Annotated in this window: 18 protein-coding genes; 3 read left to right on the forward strand and 15 right to left on the reverse strand. The window is 40.6% G+C overall.

Going from position 1 to position 25,129, the window contains the following annotated elements:
- Nucleotides 1-91 precede the first annotated feature (91 nt).
- The 7 genes from G4Y78_RS19070 to G4Y78_RS19100 form a co-directional block, all read right to left on the reverse strand.
- Nucleotides 92-1,357 (reverse strand): LamG-like jellyroll fold domain-containing protein, encoded by a 1,266-nt coding sequence (locus tag G4Y78_RS19070; RefSeq protein ID WP_163834535.1) that lies wholly within the window; start codon nucleotides 1,355-1,357, stop codon nucleotides 92-94.
- An 81-nt stretch (nucleotides 1,358-1,438) separates the two neighbouring features.
- The gene (locus tag G4Y78_RS19075) at nucleotides 1,439-3,595 is read right to left on the reverse strand and encodes a LamG domain-containing protein (RefSeq protein WP_163834536.1); all 2,157 of its coding nucleotides are present in this window, start codon (nucleotides 3,593-3,595) and stop codon (nucleotides 1,439-1,441) included.
- Nucleotides 3,596-3,788: 193 nt separating this feature from the next.
- A complete protein-coding gene (locus tag G4Y78_RS19080; RefSeq protein ID WP_163834537.1) occupies nucleotides 3,789-4,814 on the reverse strand; it encodes a M14 family metallopeptidase in 1,026 nt (341 codons plus the stop codon).
- Between the two features lie 4 nt (nucleotides 4,815-4,818).
- Complete coding sequence (locus G4Y78_RS19085; RefSeq protein WP_163834538.1) at nucleotides 4,819-6,300, reverse strand: glutamate--cysteine ligase family protein; 1,482 nt, start codon at nucleotides 6,298-6,300, stop codon at nucleotides 4,819-4,821.
- 56 nt (nucleotides 6,301-6,356) lie between these two features.
- Nucleotides 6,357-7,196 carry a hypothetical protein gene (locus G4Y78_RS19090; RefSeq protein ID WP_163834539.1) on the reverse strand — a complete coding sequence of 280 codons (840 nt, stop codon included), beginning with the start codon at nucleotides 7,194-7,196 and terminating at the stop codon, nucleotides 6,357-6,359.
- 18 nt (nucleotides 7,197-7,214) lie between these two features.
- Nucleotides 7,215-7,670 (reverse strand): acyl-CoA thioesterase, encoded by a 456-nt coding sequence (locus G4Y78_RS19095; protein ID WP_230425621.1) that lies wholly within the window; start codon nucleotides 7,668-7,670, stop codon nucleotides 7,215-7,217.
- Between the two features lie 10 nt (nucleotides 7,671-7,680).
- A complete protein-coding gene (locus G4Y78_RS19100; protein ID WP_163834540.1) occupies nucleotides 7,681-8,946 on the reverse strand; it encodes an alanine racemase in 1,266 nt (421 codons plus the stop codon).
- 242 nt (nucleotides 8,947-9,188) lie between these two features.
- On the opposite strand from G4Y78_RS19100, the gene G4Y78_RS19105 reads away from it, so the two are divergent.
- Nucleotides 9,189-9,527, forward strand: coding sequence for a hypothetical protein (locus G4Y78_RS19105; protein ID WP_163834541.1), 339 nt, complete (start codon nucleotides 9,189-9,191; stop codon nucleotides 9,525-9,527).
- A gap of 84 nt (nucleotides 9,528-9,611) precedes the next feature.
- On the opposite strand, the gene G4Y78_RS19110 is transcribed toward G4Y78_RS19105, so the two are convergent.
- On the reverse strand, nucleotides 9,612-10,547 hold the full coding sequence (locus G4Y78_RS19110; protein WP_163830705.1) for an IS1595 family transposase: 936 nt from the start codon (nucleotides 10,545-10,547) through the stop codon (nucleotides 9,612-9,614).
- A gap of 611 nt (nucleotides 10,548-11,158) precedes the next feature.
- Between G4Y78_RS19110 and G4Y78_RS19120 the strand changes: the two genes are divergently transcribed.
- A complete protein-coding gene (locus G4Y78_RS19120) occupies nucleotides 11,159-11,743 on the forward strand; it encodes a YceI family protein (RefSeq protein WP_163834542.1) in 585 nt (194 codons plus the stop codon).
- 102 nt (nucleotides 11,744-11,845) lie between these two features.
- On the opposite strand, the gene G4Y78_RS19125 is transcribed toward G4Y78_RS19120, so the two are convergent.
- From G4Y78_RS19125 to G4Y78_RS19145, 5 genes are all read right to left on the reverse strand, one after another.
- On the reverse strand, nucleotides 11,846-12,505 hold the full coding sequence (locus tag G4Y78_RS19125) for an O-methyltransferase (protein WP_163834543.1): 660 nt from the start codon (nucleotides 12,503-12,505) through the stop codon (nucleotides 11,846-11,848).
- A gap of 210 nt (nucleotides 12,506-12,715) precedes the next feature.
- Nucleotides 12,716-15,166 carry an efflux RND transporter permease subunit gene (locus tag G4Y78_RS19130; RefSeq protein ID WP_163834544.1) on the reverse strand — a complete coding sequence of 817 codons (2,451 nt, stop codon included), beginning with the start codon at nucleotides 15,164-15,166 and terminating at the stop codon, nucleotides 12,716-12,718.
- Nucleotides 15,167-15,180: 14 nt separating this feature from the next.
- Nucleotides 15,181-16,230, reverse strand: a complete 1,050-nt coding sequence (locus tag G4Y78_RS19135) for a WD40/YVTN/BNR-like repeat-containing protein (RefSeq protein WP_163834545.1) — start codon at nucleotides 16,228-16,230, stop codon at nucleotides 15,181-15,183.
- Between the two features lie 340 nt (nucleotides 16,231-16,570).
- The gene (locus G4Y78_RS19140) at nucleotides 16,571-17,947 is read right to left on the reverse strand and encodes a DUF1329 domain-containing protein (protein ID WP_163834546.1); all 1,377 of its coding nucleotides are present in this window, start codon (nucleotides 17,945-17,947) and stop codon (nucleotides 16,571-16,573) included.
- Nucleotides 17,948-18,535: 588 nt separating this feature from the next.
- Nucleotides 18,536-20,785: a DUF1302 domain-containing protein gene (locus G4Y78_RS19145; RefSeq protein WP_222937537.1), complete on the reverse strand. Its 2,250-nt coding sequence runs from the start codon at nucleotides 20,783-20,785 to the stop codon at nucleotides 18,536-18,538.
- A gap of 952 nt (nucleotides 20,786-21,737) precedes the next feature.
- Between G4Y78_RS19145 and G4Y78_RS19150 the strand changes: the two genes are divergently transcribed.
- Nucleotides 21,738-24,140, forward strand: a complete 2,403-nt coding sequence (locus tag G4Y78_RS19150; RefSeq protein WP_163834547.1) for a hypothetical protein — start codon at nucleotides 21,738-21,740, stop codon at nucleotides 24,138-24,140.
- A 161-nt stretch (nucleotides 24,141-24,301) separates the two neighbouring features.
- Here the strand turns inward: G4Y78_RS19150 and G4Y78_RS19155 are convergent, their stop codons facing one another.
- Both G4Y78_RS19155 and G4Y78_RS19160 read right to left on the reverse strand, forming a co-directional pair.
- Complete coding sequence (locus tag G4Y78_RS19155; protein ID WP_163834548.1) at nucleotides 24,302-24,709, reverse strand: type II toxin-antitoxin system VapC family toxin; 408 nt, start codon at nucleotides 24,707-24,709, stop codon at nucleotides 24,302-24,304.
- Entirely contained in the window at nucleotides 24,709-24,936 is a 228-nt protein-coding gene (locus G4Y78_RS19160; RefSeq protein WP_163834549.1) for an AbrB/MazE/SpoVT family DNA-binding domain-containing protein, read from the reverse strand. Before G4Y78_RS19160 ends, G4Y78_RS19155 begins: the two co-directional genes overlap by 1 nt.
- Nucleotides 24,937-25,129: the final 193 nt, after the last annotated feature.

The following is a 25,129-nucleotide window of genomic DNA, read 5'->3' on the forward strand; positions in this document are numbered from 1 at the left end:
TAGCTTTTGCACTAGCCTTTAAGATCGAGAAAACACTTAACTGAGCAACTCGCAACATTTTGCTAAGTTAGTAGATTTCTTGTGTAGTATTTTAATTCTTTATACAGGAATACATTATCATATCCCATGGTTCTTGATTATAGTGCAGCCCTGTTGTAACTGGTGTCCAACCACTTTCACAGCGACAACTCCACCCTGATCCTTCACGTACAGCAATAGCTGGTGGAATAACCTGATATTTTCCTTTATTGGCGAAATACTGCCAATAACCAACTCGGCAATACCCCGCCAAACTCCCTGTTGGTAATTTAGAATAATGCGTTGCTACTGGTCCCATTGGTCCTTGTGGCCCTGCTGGTCCACGATCGCCTTTATCACCTTTTGGTCCCTGCGGTCCGACTTCGCCTTGTGGCCCTTGGTCACCTTTATCTCCCTTTTCACCTGTAAATCCTTGCGGGCCTCTTGGGCCTATAGGACCAGTGTCGCCTTTATCACCCTTTTCACCTTGTAACCCTTGGTCGCCTTTATCTCCTTTATCTCCCTTGTCTCCTTTTAACCCTGGAGGCCCCTGATCTCCTTTATCACCTTTAGGGCCTTGGTAATAAAACGGTACACAATTAAAGCCTGACTCAGCAATACATTTTGCTTCTATTGAACTAATAGCACGGGTAAAAATTCGTACTTCATCTAGCTGGCCCACTAGTGGTGTTTGCAACTGATTTAATTCACTATTACCAATAATTAATGAGCCATTCGTTTTTATTACTTCATTTAACCCTAAGTTCACAGTGTTCATTGCTTGCCCATTTAACGACAAGTGCATGGTTTTTGCGCTGCCATCAAATGAAAAAACTAAGTGTTGCCATTGTTGTTTAATATTGCCTAGTGGCAATGACACTAAACCTCCTCTACTGCCAGTTGCTCCGACAAATGCTACATTCACTTGATTTTCATCATCAATATAAATTGAAAATTGCGCTTGGCTATTAACATCGGCTTTTTCAAAAAGCGTTTGCTCAGTATTTAACTGGTCAATGTTAAACCACAATGCTACTGAAAATGGTTGAGAAATATCCAGATCAGCAGCGGGTACCACTAATGGATTGTCTTGTTCTACAACAAGTGCAGTACCTTTTTTTCCATTAACAAATTGGCCACCAGCCATATCACCTACTTGGTGCTGATAAAAATAACCATGGTGCTGACTCGCCGAAAAATCCGCAGCCCCCAACTGGTGTTTTCCACCATCAAAAGACCAAAAACCATACTCTGAAGAAGTGGGGACTGGATTCGCTATTGCTGTAACGGAAAATAAACCAACCGCTAAAGCCAAGGGTTTAATTATATATTTTTTCATATTGTTTTTTTACCACGTTGATGAGCGTGCTGAATATTCCTATTCAGCACTGACAAACTAATAATTGATCAAATCAGAAAATTACTGCGTAGCACCTAACTGATATAACTCAGCCACTTGCTGTTGGGTTAGAGCTTTATCGAAAATCGCGATTCGTTGGAATTGGAGGTCTGAGATGCCACCACTGCCAGGTACACCATTTTCAGATTTCCAAAGTGAATATCCAGAGTTTAAATAACGTCTATTTTTTTTAACAGGATCACCTTTTTCTTCAACAACTTTAGCGACCATACCATTTACATAATAAGTGGTCTTTTTATTACTATACGTCAATGTCACATGAAAATTATCACCTTCATCAAAACTTGGCTCTTGCAATACAGATTTCCAAGCTCGTCCTCCAGAAGTATAGTAATAGTAAGCAGATAAAGATTTTGTTGCTCTATAAAACGTGAATACTATATTTCTACTCTCCTTGCTATCTCCTGCACTAATTATTCTCTGATAACCATTCAAACTATCTAGTTTAAACCACCCCATCCAAGTAAATCCTTCCTTCATTTCATCCGCAGTTAAACTACCCATGGATAAATAGGCATCCCCATTAAAATCAAAGGATTTAGCCGCTGCTCCAGGCACTTCACTATCATGCAATTTATCGAGTATTTTTCCGGAGCGAGAGACTAACTTTCCTTCTACTGTGCCACTACGGTCTCTTAATACTGTACCATTTTGCTCATTAATATCATCAGCAACATAGTGGCGGATTGGCTGTAACTGTTGGATTTTTTTATTCAGGTTCACCGTTAAAGCATCAGCCACCATAGGGTTTGTGCCATTAATAAATTCCTGGGCATTGGTAACTCCATCATTGTCCGCATCTTCTTGGGCATCATCTGTCTCGGGATCTAACCCATAATAACGTTCCCAACTGTCTTGTATAGAATCCTCATCTTCGACAGTTTCCATACAAATAGCGTAACCTTTTCCTTGTGGGTAATAATCTTTACTTGAATATCCATCATGAGCTTCACAAGCCCAACCATTTTGAAATGGATAATTTTTCTTAATAAATTGATGGACATTAGCCTGACTAATCACATTGCAACCACCACCAATAACTTTTTCATTAGATTCACAACTAACTGTACACCCCCCAACCAAGTGATGTGAATTTTCAAAACGACAAGTTCTAATTGTTGGTGTTTTAATTATCCCATCCTTACCATCTTTTCCAGCAGGTCCTGCTGGGCCAGTTTCACCTTTAGGTCCTTGTTGCCCAGTTTCACCCTTTTCACCTGTTAATCCTTGGGGACCTTTTGGTCCAGCTTGTCCTCTGGGGCCTCTTTCACCTGTTTCACCTTGTTTGCCTCGTTCACCGGCTGGTCCTTTTGGCCCAACTGTCCCTTGTAGTCCAGCATCCCCTTGATACCCTCTGGGGCCTCGTGGGCCTTGGTAAAAAGCGGGCACACAATTAAAACCAAAATCTTTTAAACAATTAGTTTCTACAGAGCTTAACGCTCGATTGTATAAGTGAATTTCATCAAGACTACCCAATAACGGTGCTTCTAACTCTGTTAGGGCACTATTACTAAACATTAATGGCCCGCTGATTGAAATATCCAGAGGTAACGTTGACTGATTTAAAGCAATGGTTTTACCATCTAAGGCAACATGTATCCCATCTTGTTGGCCGTTAAATGAAAAAACCAAATGTTGCCATTGATTTTTTTTGACTAATAAAGGATCAACCGAAACGGCTTCACCCTTTTCCCCTGTAGTAGTATGCCACTCAATATGCAACTGGTTATTCTCATCAAAATAAAGGGTAAACAACCCATTATTTTTACCCAGCTGTTCAACCAACGTTTGTTTTATATTGAATTGTTCAGCTTTTAACCACAAACTGAGCGAAAAAGGTTGACCACTATTAAAATCTGCCAGATTAACGATAAAGGGGTTAAGTTGTTCCACCACTAGTGCCGTACCCTTGGCACCATCCGCTGTATATTGCCCGCCATGCAAAACAGGCTGCCCATTTTTCACCAACTCAGCATTTCCCAAGAAATACCCATGATGATTATTGCCTGAATTATCTTTGGTGCCTGTTTGAGAAAATCCACCACCAAATGACCAATGGCCATATTCAGAAGAAGTTGGTGTTGGGTTTGCGTGAATGCTGCTTGACAGTGCTACAGCTAACAGAAGAGGTGTTTTCTTAAAATTATTAAACTTCATTGAATACTGCCTAAACCTAGTAAAAATAGGCAGCACATTATAAGAAAGCTGAAACCTTAGTCAAACATTGTGATGAAGTTAACGAGAATAATGGCTATCTTATCCAAGCCCGACAGATTAAAAAAGAACTACCTTTTTTGACAAACTATACTAATTTCAGTATATCAACTACAAAAAACTCGACGCGTATAAATTAATGTCTCGCCTTCACCGCATAAAATAAGCAGTCATCAACCGCTATTACAGGGTTTGTGGTAATCATAAACAGTTGAATTGGAAATGAAGGGTAAATAGTGTTGTCTTTTATATCAAAATAATCATGAAAAATATCGTTGCCGGTTAAATCACTCATTTTTAATAACCGGTCACCACCATTGTTTAACCAACCTAAATGTACAGAATCGTCCACTACACCAAAATTAAATCGCTCAATATCCTTACGCAGTGTTAAATCCTTTCCTGATACTGGTTGATCACAAAAATCTAAATTAATATTATCATCCAACTCCAAACGTACAGGATTATACAAAACCTGTATTTGATTAAAGGTATTAGCTGCAAATAACTCAGGAGTATGCAGATACCGTTGTAACCCTTGAAAAGCGGTGCGATGTGATTGACCAGTTTTGGCACCACCACACTCAATAGTCACTGTTGGGTACAAATTATCTACCACCTCCATTATGGCTCCCAAACGAAGGTCAGTTTTTATCATTAACCCGGTAAATAATGAGCTTAACCACTGATGAGGTTTAGAGTCATTGATAGTTACGGCAAAATCAGGTCCATCCCCTGAGGTATTGTGAATATCCAATAAAGCTTCTGGCTGATATTCTGCCAAACAATTTAAAATAGCTTCTGCAACTTGCCCTTGCTTATCCTCATAAGGAGGATTAAAACAGCGATTTAAGTCTCGCTCATCAGGTAAATGTCGGTATGTATATAAAGGCTCTGTTAATGCTGTTTTAACTGAGGCAATAATAATTAAAATATTGGCTTCTGGTAATTCGTAATGGCTTTTTAACCACTGGTGAACCGCGATTAACCCCGATGGTTCATTACCATGTAATAAAGTCGTAATAGCCCTTATCTTAGAAGTATCTTTGCCTGGAATAAACAAGCAAGTGGGCTGACCAAGCTGTTGTAAAAAGGCCCCATGCCGATCAGCTATTTCATCGGGTTTTGGGTCATACCAAGTTTTTAATACTGCCTTAGTCATTACACTACTCTCTTGCCCACTGTGCAACAGGCTGCCCAGACATGAAGTTTTGAAAATACTTTTCAGTTAACTGGTGCAATGCTTCTTGAAGCGGGTAATGATATTTTAGTTTATTAAGCATAGTTTGTTGCCAAATGGCGCCATTTTGCTTTGCGATAGTCCTATCTTTAATCACCTGCATATATTTATCTATTTCATCACTACTAATACCTAGTTTAGCTAAACCTCTACTCGCAATGGGCAGCAAAATATCTACCAGTTTTGTCACTGGCTGCTCCGCCAGTTGATGGCTGGTAACACTGGGCCAGATTAACTTTGCATTCAGCCCTCGTTTTGCAGCTTCATAAAAATTTCCTTTTACATAGCTAAAGGGTATTGCAGGCAATAAATAATTCATTTGTTCAGCCAAGCCTTCAGACAAACCTATCAGTAACGCTGCATTCGCCATCATATCAATTACACTGGGGCCTGCTGGTAGCGAACGCATTTCAATTCGCAGATGGCCACCATTAGTAGGGTCATAAACAGGTCGGTTCCACGACCAAACTGACCCTAAATGCAAACGTAATTCATCTAAACTAGGGGTTAAACCATCAGCCATTTGTTGCTGATAGTCTGTATCAGTACAAATGGGTAATAATGGAGGATGTAAACTAATAGCTTCTGCCATTAACTCTTCTCCTCCATGTCGCACCCAGCCATGACCAAAATTAGCCCGAGCGGGTTGATGCCAGTATGAGTGAGGCTGGTGGGTTTCAGCAGTGAGCTTAAACAATGCAATTCTTGATTCATGCCATAACTCATGACCGAAGATAGTGGGTGAATTTGCAGCCAAGGCTAACACTACAGGTGTTGCTAATTGAACTGCATTAAAAAGATCCGCAAAACGTGCAGGTTTAACTTGATAATGCAGTTGAAAAGACGTATTTGCCCCTTCCATGGTGACTTCATCGGTACAAAATTGTAATGGAGTTTTACCATCAATATTAATCATAAAATGACCATTCCCCAACGCTTTTACCCCTTTGGTTAAAGCATGATACCGTGGAATATCCGTCATCATTGCAGGATCAATATCATCTTCAGTTAACGTGGGTAAAATACCTATGGGGAATATGCGCCCGCCATGCTTATCTGCTAATTGCTGTAAACTAGTGATAATTCTATTAAGCTCTTCCGTTATGCTTTTAAAGGGCGTGGGTTTAAGACTAACAGGTGATAAATTATATTCCAGGTTATAGCGATTTAATTCATGAGTTAGTTTTTTGTCATTAAACTCTTCCACTAACTTTTGATTGATAGGCAGTGCATTGCATTGCTTGTCAGTGATATAAAGCTCTAATTCCGCACCTAATAATACAGGCCCCTCACCAAAGCCAGGCCGTTTAATCAACTGTTGAAAAATGGCCAGGCTTTGATGTAAACGTTGGGAAAATTTCTCATAGTCATCAGGATCAAAGTGATACTGAGTTACTCTTTCACCCATAACAGCATTCAAAGCAAGCTCACATTAACAAAACACTTTAAGCTTAGCCAATTCACTCAAGGCTGCAAAGCAGGATGAAGAGCTAGTTGTTGTAATAACTGAAGACTTGCTGCTGCTGATGGTTGTTTAAGTAACAATAGCTCTAATTCATTGCCCGGTTGCAGCAGCCACCAGCCATTTTTATCCTGGCTTCCTTGGTCTGACCCTGTCATAGCTACTAAGGATGCATTGTTAGTTGGGTGTAGCCGCCACATGGTCAATCCCGATGGCCAATGAAAACCGCCTATACGATCTGGTAGACACTTTTCTTTTAATTGATTGGGCAGCCGACAACTCGCTTTCATATTAGCCTGGAGTTGCCAAGGAATAACTTTTTGACTTGAAAGCTGGTAATGAGGCTGTTCACTACCTAACCACCAACGAATCTCTTTCACCTGTTCATGTAACACTACCAGCTTTAATTTAAGCACATCCGATGTAATTGGTAACCACTCCACTTGGTAAGGAATTAATTGATCGCCACAAGCTAATTGCCCAGCAAACTGGAATAAAGTGGCCCGACTGTAAAGCTGTTGAATACTCTGCTGCGGGCATTCAATTACTTGATTATTGTGGTTAATAGTTGCCTGAAGAAAAGCTTGTTGAGGTAATGATTGCCAGAGTAACTGATTATTTAATGCTGCTTGTTTTTGATTATAGACTAGCTGCCACTGGCTATTTTTATCACTCCAAGCTAAAGTAAAATTCCCAAACGTATAGTGCTGATTTTGTACAACACTCGACACCCATAATGATGAGCCAGGTTGCTGACTGCGATACCAGCGCCATCCCAAATAAACGGCAGTTACTGTCATTAAAAGCAACGATAAAATAATCAAATAGTGTTTTTTACCCACATAAATCCCTACAACTGTTTATTTAATCAACAACTGGCTATACCCTTCAATAAATACTTCAGGCATTCGACGTGGTTTGCCTGATGAGAGCTCCACACAAACAAATTTGGTTTTAGCCCGCAAAATACAACATTGGTCTTGTGGTCTAATAATCTGAAACTGCCGGATTAAACTCAGTTTACAATCCAATGCAACTATCCAGGTTGCAATTTGCAATTGATCCTGATGAAAAGCAGATGCTACATAATCAATCTCATGGCGATGCACGACCATTGCGCGGTTTAATTCCCTATATTGGTCAATTGATAAACCAATACTATTCGAGTGCGCCCAACTGGCATCCTGCAACCAACGTACATATTCCGCATTATTAACATGCCCATAGTGGTCAATGACCGTTTCATCTACAATCACATCTAAAATAAACGGAGCAGGTAAATCCCATTGTTGACTTATTTCTTGACCATTACTCACTATAGGATACCTATTTTAGCATTGCCCACTGTTCGACCACTCTCCCATCACGTACCACATAAACTTCAGGAAATTCTAACATTACTGCTTCACTTTGGCTTGGTCGAAAAAAGATATAGTCATCAATTTCCAGTGCCGTTTTAGCAGAGCCCGTTAAAATTTCCTGGTTGGAACTACGCCCATATAACGGATTAAAATACAAACCTTGTGGTGAAAAGGGCTCTGCTCGCCAATAACCACCATAAATAAAATAAGTATGCTGCCAACGGGGTAAATAACGAGCAATAAAATTAGACAACAACTCTACAAATGGGATCTGTAGTCCAGCCATTTTTTTTAAAACAGGCGTTGCTATAAACCAGGCTGGCTGATGGGCCGCTAAATGGGGTAAATCAAAATCGGTGGGTTGCAGCAAACAAGAGCCTAAACTCACATCGTTAACCACCTGATTACCACCGTGCAAACAGTAGGTAGGGCTGCCACCACTGTTAAAACACAATGCCGAATGAAATAACGAGGCATACTCTACTTGTAATACATGCACATATTGACGGTATTGCGTTAGCATTTTTTGGTGAGCTTTAGCCATTACCCCCTCGGCAGACATAGGCCACAAGTGAGGTACTTTAGCCACATGGGCATCATAACCCATCAAGCCACTTAACTGTAAATAAGCTGAATACTGTTGAATGGTAGACAGCACTTGCCGATAACTGGCCAGGTCACTCACCCCACCACGATGCATCCCCACATCAATTTCAATACTAATTCGTAATGTCACAGACTTTTCTTCTGCTACGGATAAATACTGCATCAGTCGCTGCGGCGAATCGACTAACCACTGCACTTGTGTCAACGAATTTGGAGAGCAGTCTTGGATTTGCTCAATAGCTTGGCGTAATGCCTGAACAGGCATGGGTTTTCCGAATAAAAAATCGACTCCTGGAAATTGGGGTAGTAATTTCGGCAGAAAATGCCAGTCGAAAACCATTAATTTATCATTTCTAAATGTTTCAAGTAACCATTTTAATAGAGGAACACAGGGTAATGATTTAACCACAAAGCGCAATTGTTTTGGATAAGGGTAATGCCGTTTAACCACCGCAGCGTTACCCGCCAAACGGTCCATATCAACGAGTTGCAATGGTCGGGCAGGCCCCACTTGCTGTAAGGTTTGGTTAAGTCGTTGAAAATAATAATTATGAGGCTGGCTGGTATCTCGGGTTAATCGATAAATAACCCATGCTAAAATAACAATCCCAATCAGTGCAATCATTGTGTAAGTTCCATTTATTATAGGCAACTTTATTTAGCCATAAATACATTGATGCTGCTATAAAAAATTAGAGTTCATTTTCTGTTATTAAATAATCTTATCATGCTATTTCCTTTCTGTTTAATCCCACCTGCTGTTTTTTTATACTGAGAAAGTGCTTTCCATTTAAACCACCATATATCTAATACCCATTACCAAATAATCTGCCCCACCAGGGCTCAACTAATGATAAGGACATCATTATGTTAGTTTCATTCTTGGCTTCGTTAATCAGGCTACGGGCTCTGTCTCCCTTATTGTTTAGCATACTTGTTTATAACACTGAGGCCTATCAAACGAAAGGATCTTTAGGCATTAACATTGCTGAATTAAGTTATTGGTCTACAGAATGGTTTTCTGTAGATGCATTCAAATTGGCAAATGATGAGTGGTTGACTCAATGTCGAGGCTGGGGTGACGCTGCATGTAAGCCACCCTCTCCTGCTTCACCCTGGAATACCCAAGAACAAGCCGTGTTAAATGTAGATGAAAATGGCTGGGTAAAGTCTCTGCCTGATGAAAATGATGACAATATTTATTAGCGTTATATTTCAAAACTAATGTTTCAAGGAGCAAAAGGTCATTACCCAGAAGGACAATATATTGTTTCCTAATTATCATCATACCTAAGCTATATTTAGTAGCTTACCTGGTAGTGGAGGTGTTCTCAGTGCTACAAATGCTAGCCTAGGAATAAATTCTACTAAGCTAAATCTTCGATTAAATCGATACTGAAATTCAGCAAGATAACGTTGTGCATATTTAGCGCGAATAGCATGATAAGTACTACGTAAAGCACTTTTTAAGTTTCCAAGGATGGTGTTAACCCAATAAAATTCAGGTTCCTCTACTGATGCACGACCACCACCGCATACAATTTTATCATGAAGACAACCTGCTTCTATGACACCATTAAAACAGGCCAGTCCATCGGAGATTACGGTACTGCCCTTGGCCAAATTCTGCCTACTCCAAGCCGTTATCTCTTCTTTATTAAACCCTTTTAAAATGCTCAGTTTAATTCGTGTCGGTTGACCTTGTTTTGTTGTTTCTACGGCTGCTACAAAAGGTATTTTCCCATCTGCTCCCCTACCTCTTTTGCAACCTGTACGCTCACCACCAAGATAGGCATCATCAATTTCAATAAAACCCGACAATTGCTTGGTGCCTTCTCTTTCTTGCATCACTTTCATGAGCTTATGTTTCATTCTCCAGGCAGCTTGATAGGAAATACCTAAATGGCGATGTAATTCTATGGCTGATATACCTTTTTTGTCTTGGGAGATCAAATACATCCCTTGGAACCAAGTCTTTAATGGTAATTTGGTTGATTCAAAGATAGTACCTGCAGTTACAGATGTTTGCTGGTGACATTTATAGCACTGCTGAAGCTTTCTAGTAGTGAGTTGACAGCATTTGTCGTATCCACAATTGGGGCACTGAAAACCTTCTGGCCATCGCAATTTGTATAAGGTATTAAAGCATTGTTCTTCTGTACCATATTGTTTGAGAAACTCGTTTAAACTCAGGCCTTTTTGAAATTGAACTTTGTTGATAGCCATTATTTATACCTTCTCAATTAAGTTTCCATGCTGTTCAAATATACAGCAGTTAATGGCTTAGGTATAGTGATAATTAGGTATTGTTTTATATGAAGGAGAAGGCAGAATTGAATACAATTTTAATGCAGTAAAAAATCAAGCGTTATCACGACCTGGTCGAGACGTATTAGATGTTAAGCCAACTAATGGTGGTATATTATTAACAATTTATGAAACAGACCCAAATAAAAATGGTAATTATATTCGTAACATTAGGGTCATCTTGCCAGGTGGAACGTGTAAAAATAATCCGTTCAAATACGCTAAAACAGCGAAAGATTGTGAAGCCACTGAACAATTTACAGCATTGAAACCACTTATCGGCATTTCCCCCCAACTGCAATATTATCCGCTTTAACCGAATTTAGCCAGCAAGTTGCATGCTGGTGGAAAGACTGCTAGAACCTGCTTCCTTTATCTATTCCTTCAAACCTTAATGGTCTTTGGTTTGAGGGAATGAAGACACACTATCTAGGGCCTGTTAACACTATTCAATAAACTATAACTTGCCAGAGCTAATTGTTTTTGATCTATTTATAGTTTTTGTCCTTTAACTGCCGAGACTGCTTATCATGAAAAAACTACGTCACCTGTTTCTACCATTAGTATTAGCCTCAAATGCCACCATCGCAATGGCCGATTGGAAACTCAATAATGAGTTATCCCGCTTAAGTTTTGTTTCAATAAAAAAAGAACATATCGCTGAATCCCACTTTTTCAGCAATGTTCAAGGCGGTGTTGATGCAGCAGGACAAATCAATGTTATGGTTAAGTTAGACTCCGTACAAACCAATATTGATATTCGTAATGAACGCATGCGTCAATATTTATTTGAAACCAGCAAATACCCTAATGCCGTCATCACTGGCAAAATTGATATCAATAAAGCACTCAAACTTGTTCCTGGTGCAACCAGTACCGAAACCGTAAAGCTAAATCTAAACATGCATGGTCAAACTCACCCTATTGATGCAACACTAGCTGTGGCAAAATTAAAAGATAAAAAAATTGTTGTCAGCACATTACAGCCAATTCTACTCAATGCCTCTAAATATGGATTAACACCTGGTATTGACAAACTAAAAGAGCTGGCAGGGTTAAACAGTATCAGCTTTGCAGTACCTGTTACTTTTGAGTTGGTGCTGGAAAAGGCATAAATCTTCCCCAGCTAGCACTAACCCTATCCTTCTTCCCCTAGAGGGTCTCGCAAAAGGTCATGAGCGCAGTAGTTTTGCGGACCCCTCTAGGGGCAAACAACACTATTTTTTCCTAACCAACGTTAAACCATCCCCTATTGGAAGCAACCCCATATCCACCCGCTGGTCACCATGCACATGGCGATTAAATTGCTGCAAGGCAACTGTATCTGGATCTTCACTGGGCTCTGCCACTGAACCACTCCACAAAGTATTATCAAATGCCATTAACCCCCCCTGGCGGAGTAACTGCAATCCTTGCTCGTAATAATCCTGATACCCGGTTTTATCAGCATCAATAAACAACATATCAAACTGACCTGATTGGCCAACAGTTAATAATTCAGCAAGGGACTCTGTCGCTGGTTGAATTTTTAAGCTGATTTTGCTCGATATCTCTGCTTGTTGCCAATAATGTTCAGCTTTTGCCGTATATTCATCACTGATATCACAAGCAATCAACTCACCGTCTTCTGGCAACACTGATGCCATCCATAGCGCACTGTAACCAGTGAATGTACCCACTTCTATAATACGTTTTGCACCTGTCAGTTGTGCTAACAGTGCTAAAAACTGCCCCTGTTCAGGTGCAATTTGCATATTTGCGTTTGGCATGGCTGCAGTTTCTTCACGACATTGCTGCATAACCGTCGTCTCCCTCACCCCTACTTGCCAAATGTAGTTTTCAATCGTATCCGTTATATTCAGTGTTGATCGACTCATCGAATAATCCCTCTATGTAAATTCATTTACCAATTTTTCAATTAACAATTGAAACCACTAAAACCATTAGTCTAATTTATTTTTAACACTTTACTATTTTGTCTTATTTTTCAAAAAAATAGATTTAATCTTTGAATGCTTAGCATCAGATTTTTCACCTAAACTAAAAAACCCGCCAAATGGCGGGTTTTTTAGTTCACAAGGCGTATGTTAAGTTAAGCTGCTAGATATAGACTTATCTATTGACTCCAACGACTTTTCCATTGGCTGGCTAGGTTCATCCGCTTTAGCAACGTCTGCAGTTTTAGCTACCTCAAGTTTAACAGGACTGGCGACCATTCGCTCAGGCCTCACAAAGAAACGGGCTAAAGCAGGCAACAACCATAGTGCACCAATCATATTCCACAAGAACATAAAGGTTAGTAATATCCCCATATCTGCCTGGAATTTAATCGGAGACCATATCCAAGTGCCAACGCCAATTGCCAGGGTAACGCCTGTAAAGCTCACGGCCTTACCTGTTGTACGCAATGTGTTGTAATAAGCTTCTTGCAAATCCATCTCCTGTCGTAAGAAGCTTTCTAAACGACTATAAATATAAATACCATAATCGACGCCAATACCAACCCCCAAAGCAATAACAGGTAAAGTAGCTACCTTAACCCCTATCCCCAATATAGCCATGAGTGCCTGGCACAGTAGAGAAGTAAGTGCTAGCGGGATAATAATACAACATACTGCCCGTAGTGAGCGGAAAGTAATTAAGCATAAAATACTGACAACGCCATACACAAACACCAGCATTTCGTATTGTGCTTCTTCAATAACCTCATTAGTTGCTGCTTCGATTCCCGCATTACCAGAGGCTAATAAAAACTTAATTTGATCAGTATTATTTTGGGCGGCAAATGCCTGGGTCGCTTTTACCACCCGCTCTAGGGTTTCTGCTTTATGGTCATTTAAAAACAATAAGACAGGCGCCATACTACAGTCTGGGTTATATAAACTACTGGCACTACGAATCGAGCTATTTAATACATACTGGTTACGGGATAAACCTTGCCATTTTAAACTCCCTTCATTAGTGCCTTTAATATACAATTTGGACACGGTGACCAAAGACACTGCCGTTTGTACCCCTTTGACATTTTCCATCGCCCACATATAACGATCAATAGCTGACATCACTGGATAGGTTGAACAGGTTTCCTTTTCTGTTTCTACCATAGTGACTAACACATCAGCACTAGTGGAATAGTTTTGGGTAATATAGGCATTATCTAGATTATAACGAGAGTCAGGGTGTAACTCTGGTGCACCCGGGTCTAAATCACCTATTTTTAAATCCTGGCTTTGGTACCACCCCCAGCCAAACCCTGCGATAGCAATAACAATAGAAATAGGGGCTACTACGGGATGAGCAAAGTTTGATAAACGATCCCACACTTTCGAGCGAGTAGCACTGCCTGCTTTTACCCGGTCACGAAAAGTATTACCTACCCCTAAATACGACATGATCACTGGCAGTAACAGTAAATTAGTAAGAATAATTACTGCCACCCCAATACAAGCCGCAACGGCTAAATCACGAATAACCGCGATATCAATAACATACAGGGTTAAAAAGCCAATAGCATCACTGATTAATGCAAGCATACCTGGGATATACAGCGACCGAAATGCTCGCCGTGCAGCCGTGCAATAATCAGCCCCAGCAGCTGCCTCCAACCCTATCGCATTGATAATTTGCACCCCATGGCTTACCCCAATGGCAAATACTAAAAAGGGCACTAATACGGAATAAGGATCTAACCCATAATCTAAGGTGGCTAATAACCCTAACTGCCAGATAACTGCCACAATAGAGCAGATAACTGGGATAATGGTACTGAAACTGCAACGTGAGTAGATAAACAACAACAGTAAGGTAATGCCAATAGCAATGGCAAAAAAGTAAGCAATAGAGTCTATACCCTCAATTAAATCCCCTACTTTTTTGGCAAAGCCAATGATTTTTATTTCAATGCCTTGATCTGCAAATTTAGTGCGGACTTTTTCTTCAATGGTTTGAGAAAGTGCCTGATAATCTAATGCTTCGCCTGTTTCTGGGTCTTTTTCAAATAATGGTACATAAATAATGGACGATTTAAAGTCATTGGACACTAAACGGCCTATTTGCCCAGAGCGTAAAATATTATTGCGTAATTCCTCTAATACTGTCGGCGTACCATCATATCCCTTAGGAATCACTGGCCCACCCACAAAGCCATCTTCAGTCACCTCCATCCAACGTACATTGGCCGTCCAAAGGGATTTTAACCCTGCTCGATCAACCCCTCGCAAATAAAACACCTCATCGGTCATTTGCTTAAGGGTTTCCATGTAATCAGCCGAAAAAATATCCCCTTCTTTAGCCACCACCGCAATACGAATCGAGTTGCCTAAGTTTTCCAACTCATCTTGATGCTTTAACCAGTTTTGAATAAAAGGATGTTCCACAGGAATCATCTTCATAAAACTGGTTTCTGGCTTTAACTTGGTTAACTGATACCCTAGCACTAACGTACAAAATGCAAACACCAGCAATAATAATGGCCGGTGGTTAAAACAGATACGCTCTAAAAAGGGTTCGGTTTCACTTGGATGATGAAATTTAGCCATGTCCTCCCCCTTATTTATTCAGTTATTTTATTTACTAACGGTTTGCCAAAGGGAGAAGCTAATTTAACACCACCCTCACCCACTAATACTAAATTTTGGTTTGCCAAACTGGCCACATTACTTAGGGCCTTACGATCAGCTCGCTGCATTACCTGAAAATTCACCCCGGCATCTTTACTGACTAATACCACACCGGCATTACCCACAATGGTAATTTGCTGACTAGCCAACAACTGTCCACCATATAAACCTTGCTCGGTATTCACCTTTACTTGTTGCCAAGTATCGCCAAAATCATTAGTACGAAAAACATGGCCGCGCAACCCAAAAATTAATGCCCCATCTGGTATACCAGAAGCAACAGCACCAAATAATGAACCTTCATAAGGGCTTTCTAATAACTCCCAATTTTTGCCCCGATTGACGGAGCGATACAATAAACCTGCTTCCCCCACAATCATCAGCCGATCATTATCAATCGCAGTAATGCTGTTATAGTGAAACTCTTCTTCATTCTCGATTGTATGGGACCAGTCCTGCCAGTTATTACCACCATCTGTCGTACGCAAAATTTGTCCATAAGCACCCACCACAAAACCTTCCTGGGTATTTATAAACCATACATCCAACAAAGGTGCTTCCACGGCTAAATTATCATACTGGCGTTGCCAGGTAGCGCCGCCATCATTGGTAGCTAAAATAATTGAATCATGGCCTACCGCCCAACCCTGCTGTTGATCAACAAAATGTAGTGCCGTAATTAACTGACTGGTTGGCACCTTCGCCTGTTGCCAGTTTTTGCCTTGATCATCGGAATAAACAATATGGCCACGCTCACCCACAGCCACTAATCGCTGACTACTGGGCAACGCCGTGATATCCAACAACAACCCTTGGCTTGCCTTGTCACTAGCAACAGCCGGTGGATCGGTTATTTTATTATCAGCGTATAATTTAAAAGTATTGGTTAGCAGCAAAATCAACAGGCCAGCTTTAAGCAGTGCATTGAGAGCTGGCCACTGGTTAACTCGAGCGAATCGTCGTTGCCGAGCGGCAAATCGCATGCGCCTACTCCCTTATCGTTATCGTTGTTTCTCACTGGATTACAGTGTTTTTTTGTTCAAGTTAGTTACTCGTAATTCAAACTGTTGTTTTATCTAATTTTGACCACAGAAGGTGTAATTATTACTGACTTGGCAGTCATTTTTATATTTAGCTCACAAAAATACCCAACTAACAAGCCATCATACCGAAAAAACAAGGCTTAGCTATCAAAAACAGAATAAGGAGCGAAAAGAGGTAAAGTCAAAAGAAAGATAAGCGGATTATGGCTTAACCCGCTTACCTGTAGAAGAAACATTCTAAGTGAGGTTGCTATGTTATCCCGTTATGTAGGGTAATGTCTTACCGGCGCCCTCTTCGTCTCAATGCTGCTGGCTTAAAGTATTTGTCATCAGGTATGGCTTTTGAAAAATCCACATAGGTGCTTTCTTCATTTGCCAAGCCTTGTACATAATAACGGCGTGCTTGTAAGTCGTGGAACACATCTAAGCCAGTCCAAGTGGTTGGCAAATCATAGTTATTTAATAAATAAGCCATGCTTACTCGCCATAACTCACCACGGCCATCGTATTGATCAACAACGGCTGCACCCCAGCTGTCTTCATCCAAATACAACACCCGCTTTGAATAAATATGGCGTTCGCCTGGTTTCAAATTACCTTCCACTATCCACACCCGGTGTAGTTCATAACGGGTATGGTCTGGATTAACATGGCCAACTTTTAAGATGTCTTCGTTTTTAAGTTTGGGGCTTATCAACTCATAGTTATTGTAGGGGATATAAATTTCTTTTTTACCCACTAATTTCCAGTTATACCGATCTGGTGCGCCGTTATACATATCGGTATCATCCGCCACGATTAACCCATCAGCAGAAGAAATCGGCGTATCATAAGCTAAATTAGGCGCACGACGCACTCGACGCTGACCCGCATTATAACCCCAAGCCTGACGGGGCTGTTTTACCTGGTCTAATGTTTCATGTACTAACACTGCCCCACCAGCTAGCCGAGCTGGGCTGGTAGTAAACGACAGGTAGTAGATAATAATATTATCTAAAGTCGATTCACTGCCATTAGGGTCATAATACTTAAAAAACGCCTCTTGTTGGGTAATAACAGGCGTGTAATTACCGTTACGATGCACCGGCACACCTGCCGCTTTACGCACACCATATTCGCCACGATAACGCACAATATGGTTCCATAGTGCTTCTAAACCGTCTTTTGGAAGTGGGAATGGAAAACCAGCGTATGCCCCAGTAAAACCATTGCCACCATTATTCAGCTTAGCGGTGGTAGCATGTTTAATCGTATTATCATACACAAACTGAGGTAACGAACCTGACCGCCGGGTTTTATATACTGGAATTTTAAAGGTCTTAGGATAAGCCTTAAATAACGCAATTTGCCCAGGGGTTAAATTAGCCTGATATTTACTCAAGTTACTGGAAGTAATCACAAATTGTGGCTTTTCACCTGGAAATGGATTGGGGTAATGTTGACCCCGTTGAGTGTAACTTTTTGGGATATCACTTTTTTGTAAACCACCCGTCCAGGCAGGAATGGTCCCTGCTTTATTACCGGCCTTTTCAGCACCAATGGGGGTTAAATCTTTTTTTAACCGCTCCGCTTCTTTTGGCGACACGGCTGCAACAGCCATCTGCGTTGCCAGGGCTAAAGCCGTTAACCCACCAATAATTGTTTGTTTTTTTAGCATGAGGTTATCTCTTTTTTACTTACCCCTTTAAACAGGGATATACCACAAGGCTGTTTTATCTTCTTACAATAAAATATGTTAAGTACGGTGTAGTCGAATATTCTTCCGCCACTCTTGAAGTGCCATCCTTGGCCGATCAAGAGTTAAAAAGGCATCCATGCCTTAGCTACAGAACACCCTACTACTCCATACATCAAACTATTGCGAAATCCTCAACATTATCTCAATTGAAAATTTGTCTAGCAAAAATAGTCTCAACTTGTGCGTTGTTTAAAGCGTTTATGAGCGCAGGCAAAACAAAGCGAAGGTTTTTTACCCTACTACTCTCAACAAAGTGCTGCTTAGTAATATGTAATCTAAATCTCAACCTTTAAACCTTTACGTTTAAAGCGTTATGAGCGCAGGTAAAACAAAGCGAAGGCTTTTCCTTCAACTTTCTACTCTCAACAAAGTGCTGCTTAGTAGGAATTTTGGTTAGTGAGGACAAGGCGTCCATGCACGGAAACTTTGAGTGTATAAATAATACATGATAAGTTGAGTACATGGACAACGCCGTCATCGCTAATCAAAAACCTAATAAGCAGTGCTTTAAAAAGCGTATTTAAAATTCACCGCTATATTATCCCTATCATTCAACTTATTCCGCCGCTCAGCCCCAAAGAAGTTGGTATAACTAATACCCGCCGACATGGTGCCTAAATAATTAGCATTTAACGCAATAGTCGCTGCTTTGCGGTCTTCCATAAAGCTACCTGTCCGCCGTGAGTTACCTTCCACATCATGTTTAAAGCGGAAAACCGGGTTTAAATTCACCCCAGCAAATACATCATTCCAGGTGCCAGAAGCCACCAGTGTATAACCCCAGCTAAACTTGTCTAACCGCTCATGGGCTGGTGTATAATCGCTGGAAAATGTCCGTTGATCATAGGGGCCTGAGCCAGTAGACAAAAATCGATCATAATCGCCACCTAAACCAGAAATTCTCTCAAAATGAGGCTCTACTAACCCCATAAAACCATCAAAGCCTAGGGTAGGGCCAAAGTTATGAATAAAGACTAAGGAGCCTGTCCATAACTCTACACGTTCATAATTGTTATACCAATCACCAACACAAGCAACATTATCAGGACGCCCTTGTGATAAAGCTCCTCCACCTAATGCCGTATCTCCAGTGCACAACTCTTGTCCTAATTTACGCTTAGCTAAAATAGAAGCAACATTAGATTTAATACCTGATACTAAATCATCTGGGTGATCGATCCATATTGGCATATTCGGTCGATAAGTCAGCTCTCCAGCTATTGAAGTATCACCTACAGTAGTATTAAAACTTAATCCAAACATTCTAATATCTTCTGGAAATACTCTGCGTCCAAAAACACTATTTGATAAAATTCTTGCCTGTCCTACACCTGCATAACCAATATTTGCACAATTTCCCGATAATCCATAAATAGCTGATAAGCCAGCACTACAAAACTGGGGGCTTACTGCACCTAGCGAAGGACCTAACGCATTAAAAACTGCTGCCCTACTATCTAAGAGCGCAACTGCAGAGTTTATTCCTTCTAGAGGTACAGTAGCTTGAACAAATGGGGCTTGTGAATGATAATTTACAAAATAAAAACCAAATTCCGTATCATTTAGCTCTTCAGCAAAATACTTAAAATTAACACCCCACTGCCCGCCATCACTTGAATTTTTCTTTTGACTTGTATCTGCTACTACTAAATAGTCTCCATCAGTATTTATATTAAAATCACTAAACAAGCTTCTACCACCAGAAGCAAAGAAGTAGCCTGCTCCCAGCCCTACTAAATCAGAAGTAATTTCATTATATCCTTTATCCGCCCCCTCTGAAAAAATATCATTATTACTAAAATAAGAACCACGGGGGGGGACAATCGTCTCATCCCATTCCAACATATAAAAGGCTTCCATGGAAAGGCTATCAGTCAACCCAACATTAAAGGATAATGCCATTTGCGGGATTAATAAGTCTTTTACTTCTGAGCCAGGTAGGGAAAATTGGGCGGCATCAATGGGATTTATGGTATTAATCCCACCCCGGTAAAATAAACCCTCCCCCCAGTTGAGCACTTGCTGGCCAAAACGTATATCAACTGGCTTATCATATACATCAAAACTGGTGTATACATAGGCATCTAATAAAGATGCATCTTTACCGATTAAATTTTCAACATCGCGGCTAAAGCCATCCCCGTGAGGATAGGTACCTGTTTGGTCCGGATAGCCCCGGCCAGTAAACTGATCATTAGCATGGAGCCAGTCAGTGGATTGATCCATCACTACAGAGTCATAAAAAGCCCGGCCCCGTACAAAAGCCCCCACATTAGAAATACTTTCTGTTGGGTTAGCGTAATTAATTTCTAACTCAGAAGTTATTTTATAAGTGTTGGAAACCAGGCCCGTATCATAATTACGGTTACCATCGTTAGTATTCACATCATCATGGGTAGGCTTATCAGCGCCTGCATATTTTCGGGTATCTCGCCCTTCTACCCGCCACATGGCCCCGTAGGATAAGGTAGTATCTAGCGAGCCGGTGACATCGCCATCCATTAATTCAAACTCAACCCCATGGGCTGCTGGCAGCACAGCTAAAGCACTGGCTAGCACAAAACCTGCTCTAGCAGGGACCAAGCGCAATGCTAATTGAGCAGTCCCAATAACTCCCTTTTTCAGCGATAGCTGTGTTAGCGCCGTACTCAAAGCCTCATGTACTTTTTGTACACTCTGGTTTTCCGTGCGCCGCTGCCTTGCTCTCACTAAAAAATGACTTTCATTGGAACTACTCATGTTACGTATGGTTTCCATGTCTGACTCCGTGGAACAAATCAACCCCGCAGACTACACTTGCTTTATTAATGGCGTAGCTGCTTTTATGTATTGTTATAAGTGTTGCGTCTTGTAACTTTTTTTATTGTTAAGATCAATAGTCGTTTTGTTTTTGAATAGTCACTAAGTTTGTGCTTTATATTTTACGCCTGACTATTTTTTGTTCTTTCTATACCCATTCCCCCCTTCCCTGAGGAGGATGTCCTTTCATTCCAAGAGGTTGTTGCAAAACGTCATGAGCGCAGTAAAGACAAGGCAAAAATCAGCGAAAAAGCGGAGTTTATACCTAATAAATAAGCACTTTGAGCCGACTTTTAACAAAGTATTTACAAGCGCAATAGATTTGCAGCAACATCTACACTATCCCTATTAGATAGCACGATAACAATCTTGTAAGAATTAATCAAACGCTCGATTGAGGGCAAAACAACCGGTTTATGTATCTTTACTCACTGTTACCCAAACACAACTTACTGAAAAAGAGTAACTTTTAACTATTTTTGACTAATTGGTCGATATTTATTTTTGAATGGTAGCTAATACATTGGATTCTAATTGATGCATAAGGATCAAAAGACTGTCGCTTTATATCCAGCTCGATTGATTTACAGGCAGGCTATTGAAGAATGAAAGTAGACATAAGTCGAATGGATTTTAATCTCATTTTTAGGTATCACATTAAATAAAGTAATTTTAAAGGCCACTTCGTATGATCAGCCAGTATTTTTTATAAATTAACTCACGTAGTGAGCTATTAAAAAAACACAAACCGCTAAAACAAGAACAAACAACCACCAAAGTTACCACTCACTTATTTTCTGGCTAATTAATCCTACGTAAAATTACTAACAAAAACTCTCCTATTAAGTAAAAAACATTTGTCTTATAATGGCCCGCCAATTTTAGTCGTAATAATAAAAGGTGTTTACCTATGGTAAGGAAGCTTGTTGTATTACTTAGTGCAGCTTTATTTTTCTCTTCTCAGATTACTGCCGATACAAGCCATTTAGTTGAGTACAATCCAACCTCAATCAACATTTATGAGTATTATGAAAAAAGCTATTGGCATACTCCTTTACTCTCAGACAGACCAGGCACTTGTAAAAACATTGAAAACCTTTTTAATGGGTCAATGAAAAGTATTATTATTACACAAAAAAACGATAATTATTCTTATATAACAAGAACTCTCACTATGGGAAATCTCCTCCAAGATTATCACTCTTTTGAGATCTATAACAAAAAAGACTTGTATAGTATTTTTTCTAAAAAATTTCAACTAGATAAACCAGGAATTGAGTACAACAAAAAATGTTCAGGAGATATCCTTGAAGTTCAAAAAAACTCAGGCAAGTCGTATTATTCCGATTTTAATGCAGATGGTTTAGATGATCTACTATATATACCTAATCATAGCTCATTTAATAGAAAACCCTTTATTTTCTACGGAACAAAATTAAATAATATAGAACTAAGAAAAACACCAACTGGACCCAGTTTTAATTCTGTTGGACATCAAACTAATGAGGTTGCCAAGAAAAAATACAAAGGCCCCACAGTACTTGATATTTCCTATTTAATATCTGACTGGTCCAACGCCAGCATCACCACCCAAGACCGCAACAAAGACGGCCGTGACGATCTATTAATCACCCGCCCCGGTGCCCCCGATTTAATTGCCTTTGCTGCTGAAGACGGCAGTTTCCCTAAAGCCGAAGTCGACACCGGCATTGGTAAATACAACGGCCCTTCCTTGTATAAAAGCCGCTTCTGTAACCGCGCCTTGTTAACCCAACACCCAGACGAAAACCCATCAACGGTATTATTTGATGATATCTGTCGAACCGCTTATGTGAGCCCACCCGCCACGGGCACAACAGAAGTCACCGCATTAACCCCTGGTCCTGACAATACCGCCTTTTGCCCTAAATTAGCATCGGTTCAAACCAATCAAACCGAGCTACTAAAAGAACTGGGCCAAGCCAATACTAAATTTAAAACTATTATGGGAAGCCTGCCTCACGATACCCAACTGATGACGTATGCGACTACGCGGGAACAGGCTTTTAATGATTTATTAGCGGCTGAGCAAGCCGAAGCGGCCGTACGTAAAACGGTGTTATCTCAACGACGGACTATTGGCCAGCTGGAATTGGATGTGGAAGATTGCGCCTTATTAGACACGGATTGTAATACAGCACAACATCAACTCAATGCCGCCCAACAAGCCTTAACTCAGTTATTAACTGAATTAGATGCCGCTGTCGAAGCCCGGCTAGTTAAACAAAAACGCTATGACCAAGCCTATGATGCCTATGGCGAAGCCCTGGATAATTACTTAACGGTGGATACGGAGTTAGCTGCGTTAATTGAAGAGTTTAAAGCTCTGCAAGATAAGGAGTTAGCGCTTTATCGAGAATTTGCGGGCTTAGAAGGCGCTACCGCGCAAATTCACTATCAATGGGATTGGGCTGAGCAGGTGAATCGTTATCAAGCTTTAAACCAATCATTAAAAATGCAATGGCAACCCTTGCCAGTAACTGGCGCGAAAATCCTTGCCGAATTGCAGGAAAAACCTGAAACCCCACTCGGCGATAAAGCCATTACCCTACCCGCTGTCTTGTATACCAGCATTGATGACCAAGCGGCTAATGTAAAAATTAATGGTTATGAAACCACATTAATGCCCAAGGGCGATACCGTCATTACCAGCACCTTACGTAAGGGGCCATCTAATACTATTAATCTACCCAGTAAAATCAATGGGACTATTGGCCTGAGCTTAGCCGGCTATTGCCCATTTGCGCCATCAGCCAATCAACCCCAGCCGGTAGAAAACCTAGCCGCTCACTTAACCCCCCACATTCAGTATGAATACGAAGAACAAATTAAACGAGGCTATACCGCGAAATATAAACTCGATACCTTCGTCAAAACCATTGTTCGCACCAAGAAAAAGAAAAAATGGTTTAAAAAGAAGAAAAAAACCTATATCGAACGCAAAGTGATTACCAAAGATTGGTTCAATATCCAATTCGACGCCAGCAGTGGTGAATACGCCTACTCCCCTGCTGAACAGGATAAAATTACCCGTGAAGTAAAATCGGATTTAGTCCGCCGAGTCAATACCGCCATTGGTGCCCTATATGCGGATAACAGCCAGTGCCAAGCAAATAAAGATTGCAGCTATGGCTATTGGTTAGGTCAATTAACCGGCAACAATGACGACACCAAAGCTATCCAACAATTTAAACAGGGGAATTCCAAATGGGTGGAAGAAGTCGTATATGGGATTCGCTACCGGCCTAAGACCGGTTGGGTGGGGTTTAGATAATTTTTTTAATGCTATAACTAGTCTTGCAGTAGCAGACTACCCCCCTCATTCTACCCTTCTCCCCCCACTGGGGGAGAAAAATGCTAAGATTTTAACCCATACCATACACCTTTTACTAAACAGTCCCCTCTACCTCAGGGTGAGGGGCTTACAAAACAAACCTATACCGGCGTAATTAAACTCACGGTAGGAAAGTAAGTTGTAAATCGCCCCTTATCTCTGGAAATTAGCGAATAGCCTTTAACTGCTGCATGTGCTCCAATAAAAAAATCAGGTAATACATTACTTTTATTGCCACCTTTGCGACGATATTGTAGAAAAGCTTTACCAGCTAAAAACAACGCCTCGCGAGGAATTTCCAGCATTTCAAATTGGCAGTGGCTGATAAACTCCTCGTATTCTTCAATTTTATTAAAACCAATGGACACTTCCGCATAAACAGTTGAGTTAATTGCCAATGTATAGTGTTCATCTAATTTTTCTAAGGTGCTTGCTGACCACTCATACCAATCAGAGTCTGGTTTGGCTAAATCAAGTAAAATATTGCTATCAACTAAAGCAACCGACATTAATTATCGCCTCTCGTCAGTGCCATAATTTCATCAGTTGACATCATGACACTAGCTACTTTATGGGCTGTTCGAAAGCGGCTTTTCTTAGTCGCTGGCTTAATCACTTCTATATAAATGCGACCATCCGGGCTTTCAATGAACTCGATTTCAGTGTCAGCCGTAATGCCTTTTTTGTCTCGAATGGCTTGGGGAATAGTGACTTGCCCCTTAGTGGTGACTTTCATGTGCTGCTCCTGGGTATTACTCATACTGGTAAGAGTAATACTTTTGTGTGGCCGTAGCAAGTAACTGTGGCACAGCTCTTGATATGACTAGGCTCCCTAAGATACTTAGGGTTGCTTTTTGTGGCACTGAGCCATAGAAAAAGCGACTATATCCTTGAGTAGACCTTATGAAATCCCCCTCCGTCCCCCTTTA

This window comes from Spartinivicinus ruber, assembly GCF_011009015.1.
In the GTDB taxonomy this organism is placed as follows: Bacteria; Pseudomonadota; Gammaproteobacteria; order Pseudomonadales; family Zooshikellaceae; genus Spartinivicinus; species Spartinivicinus ruber.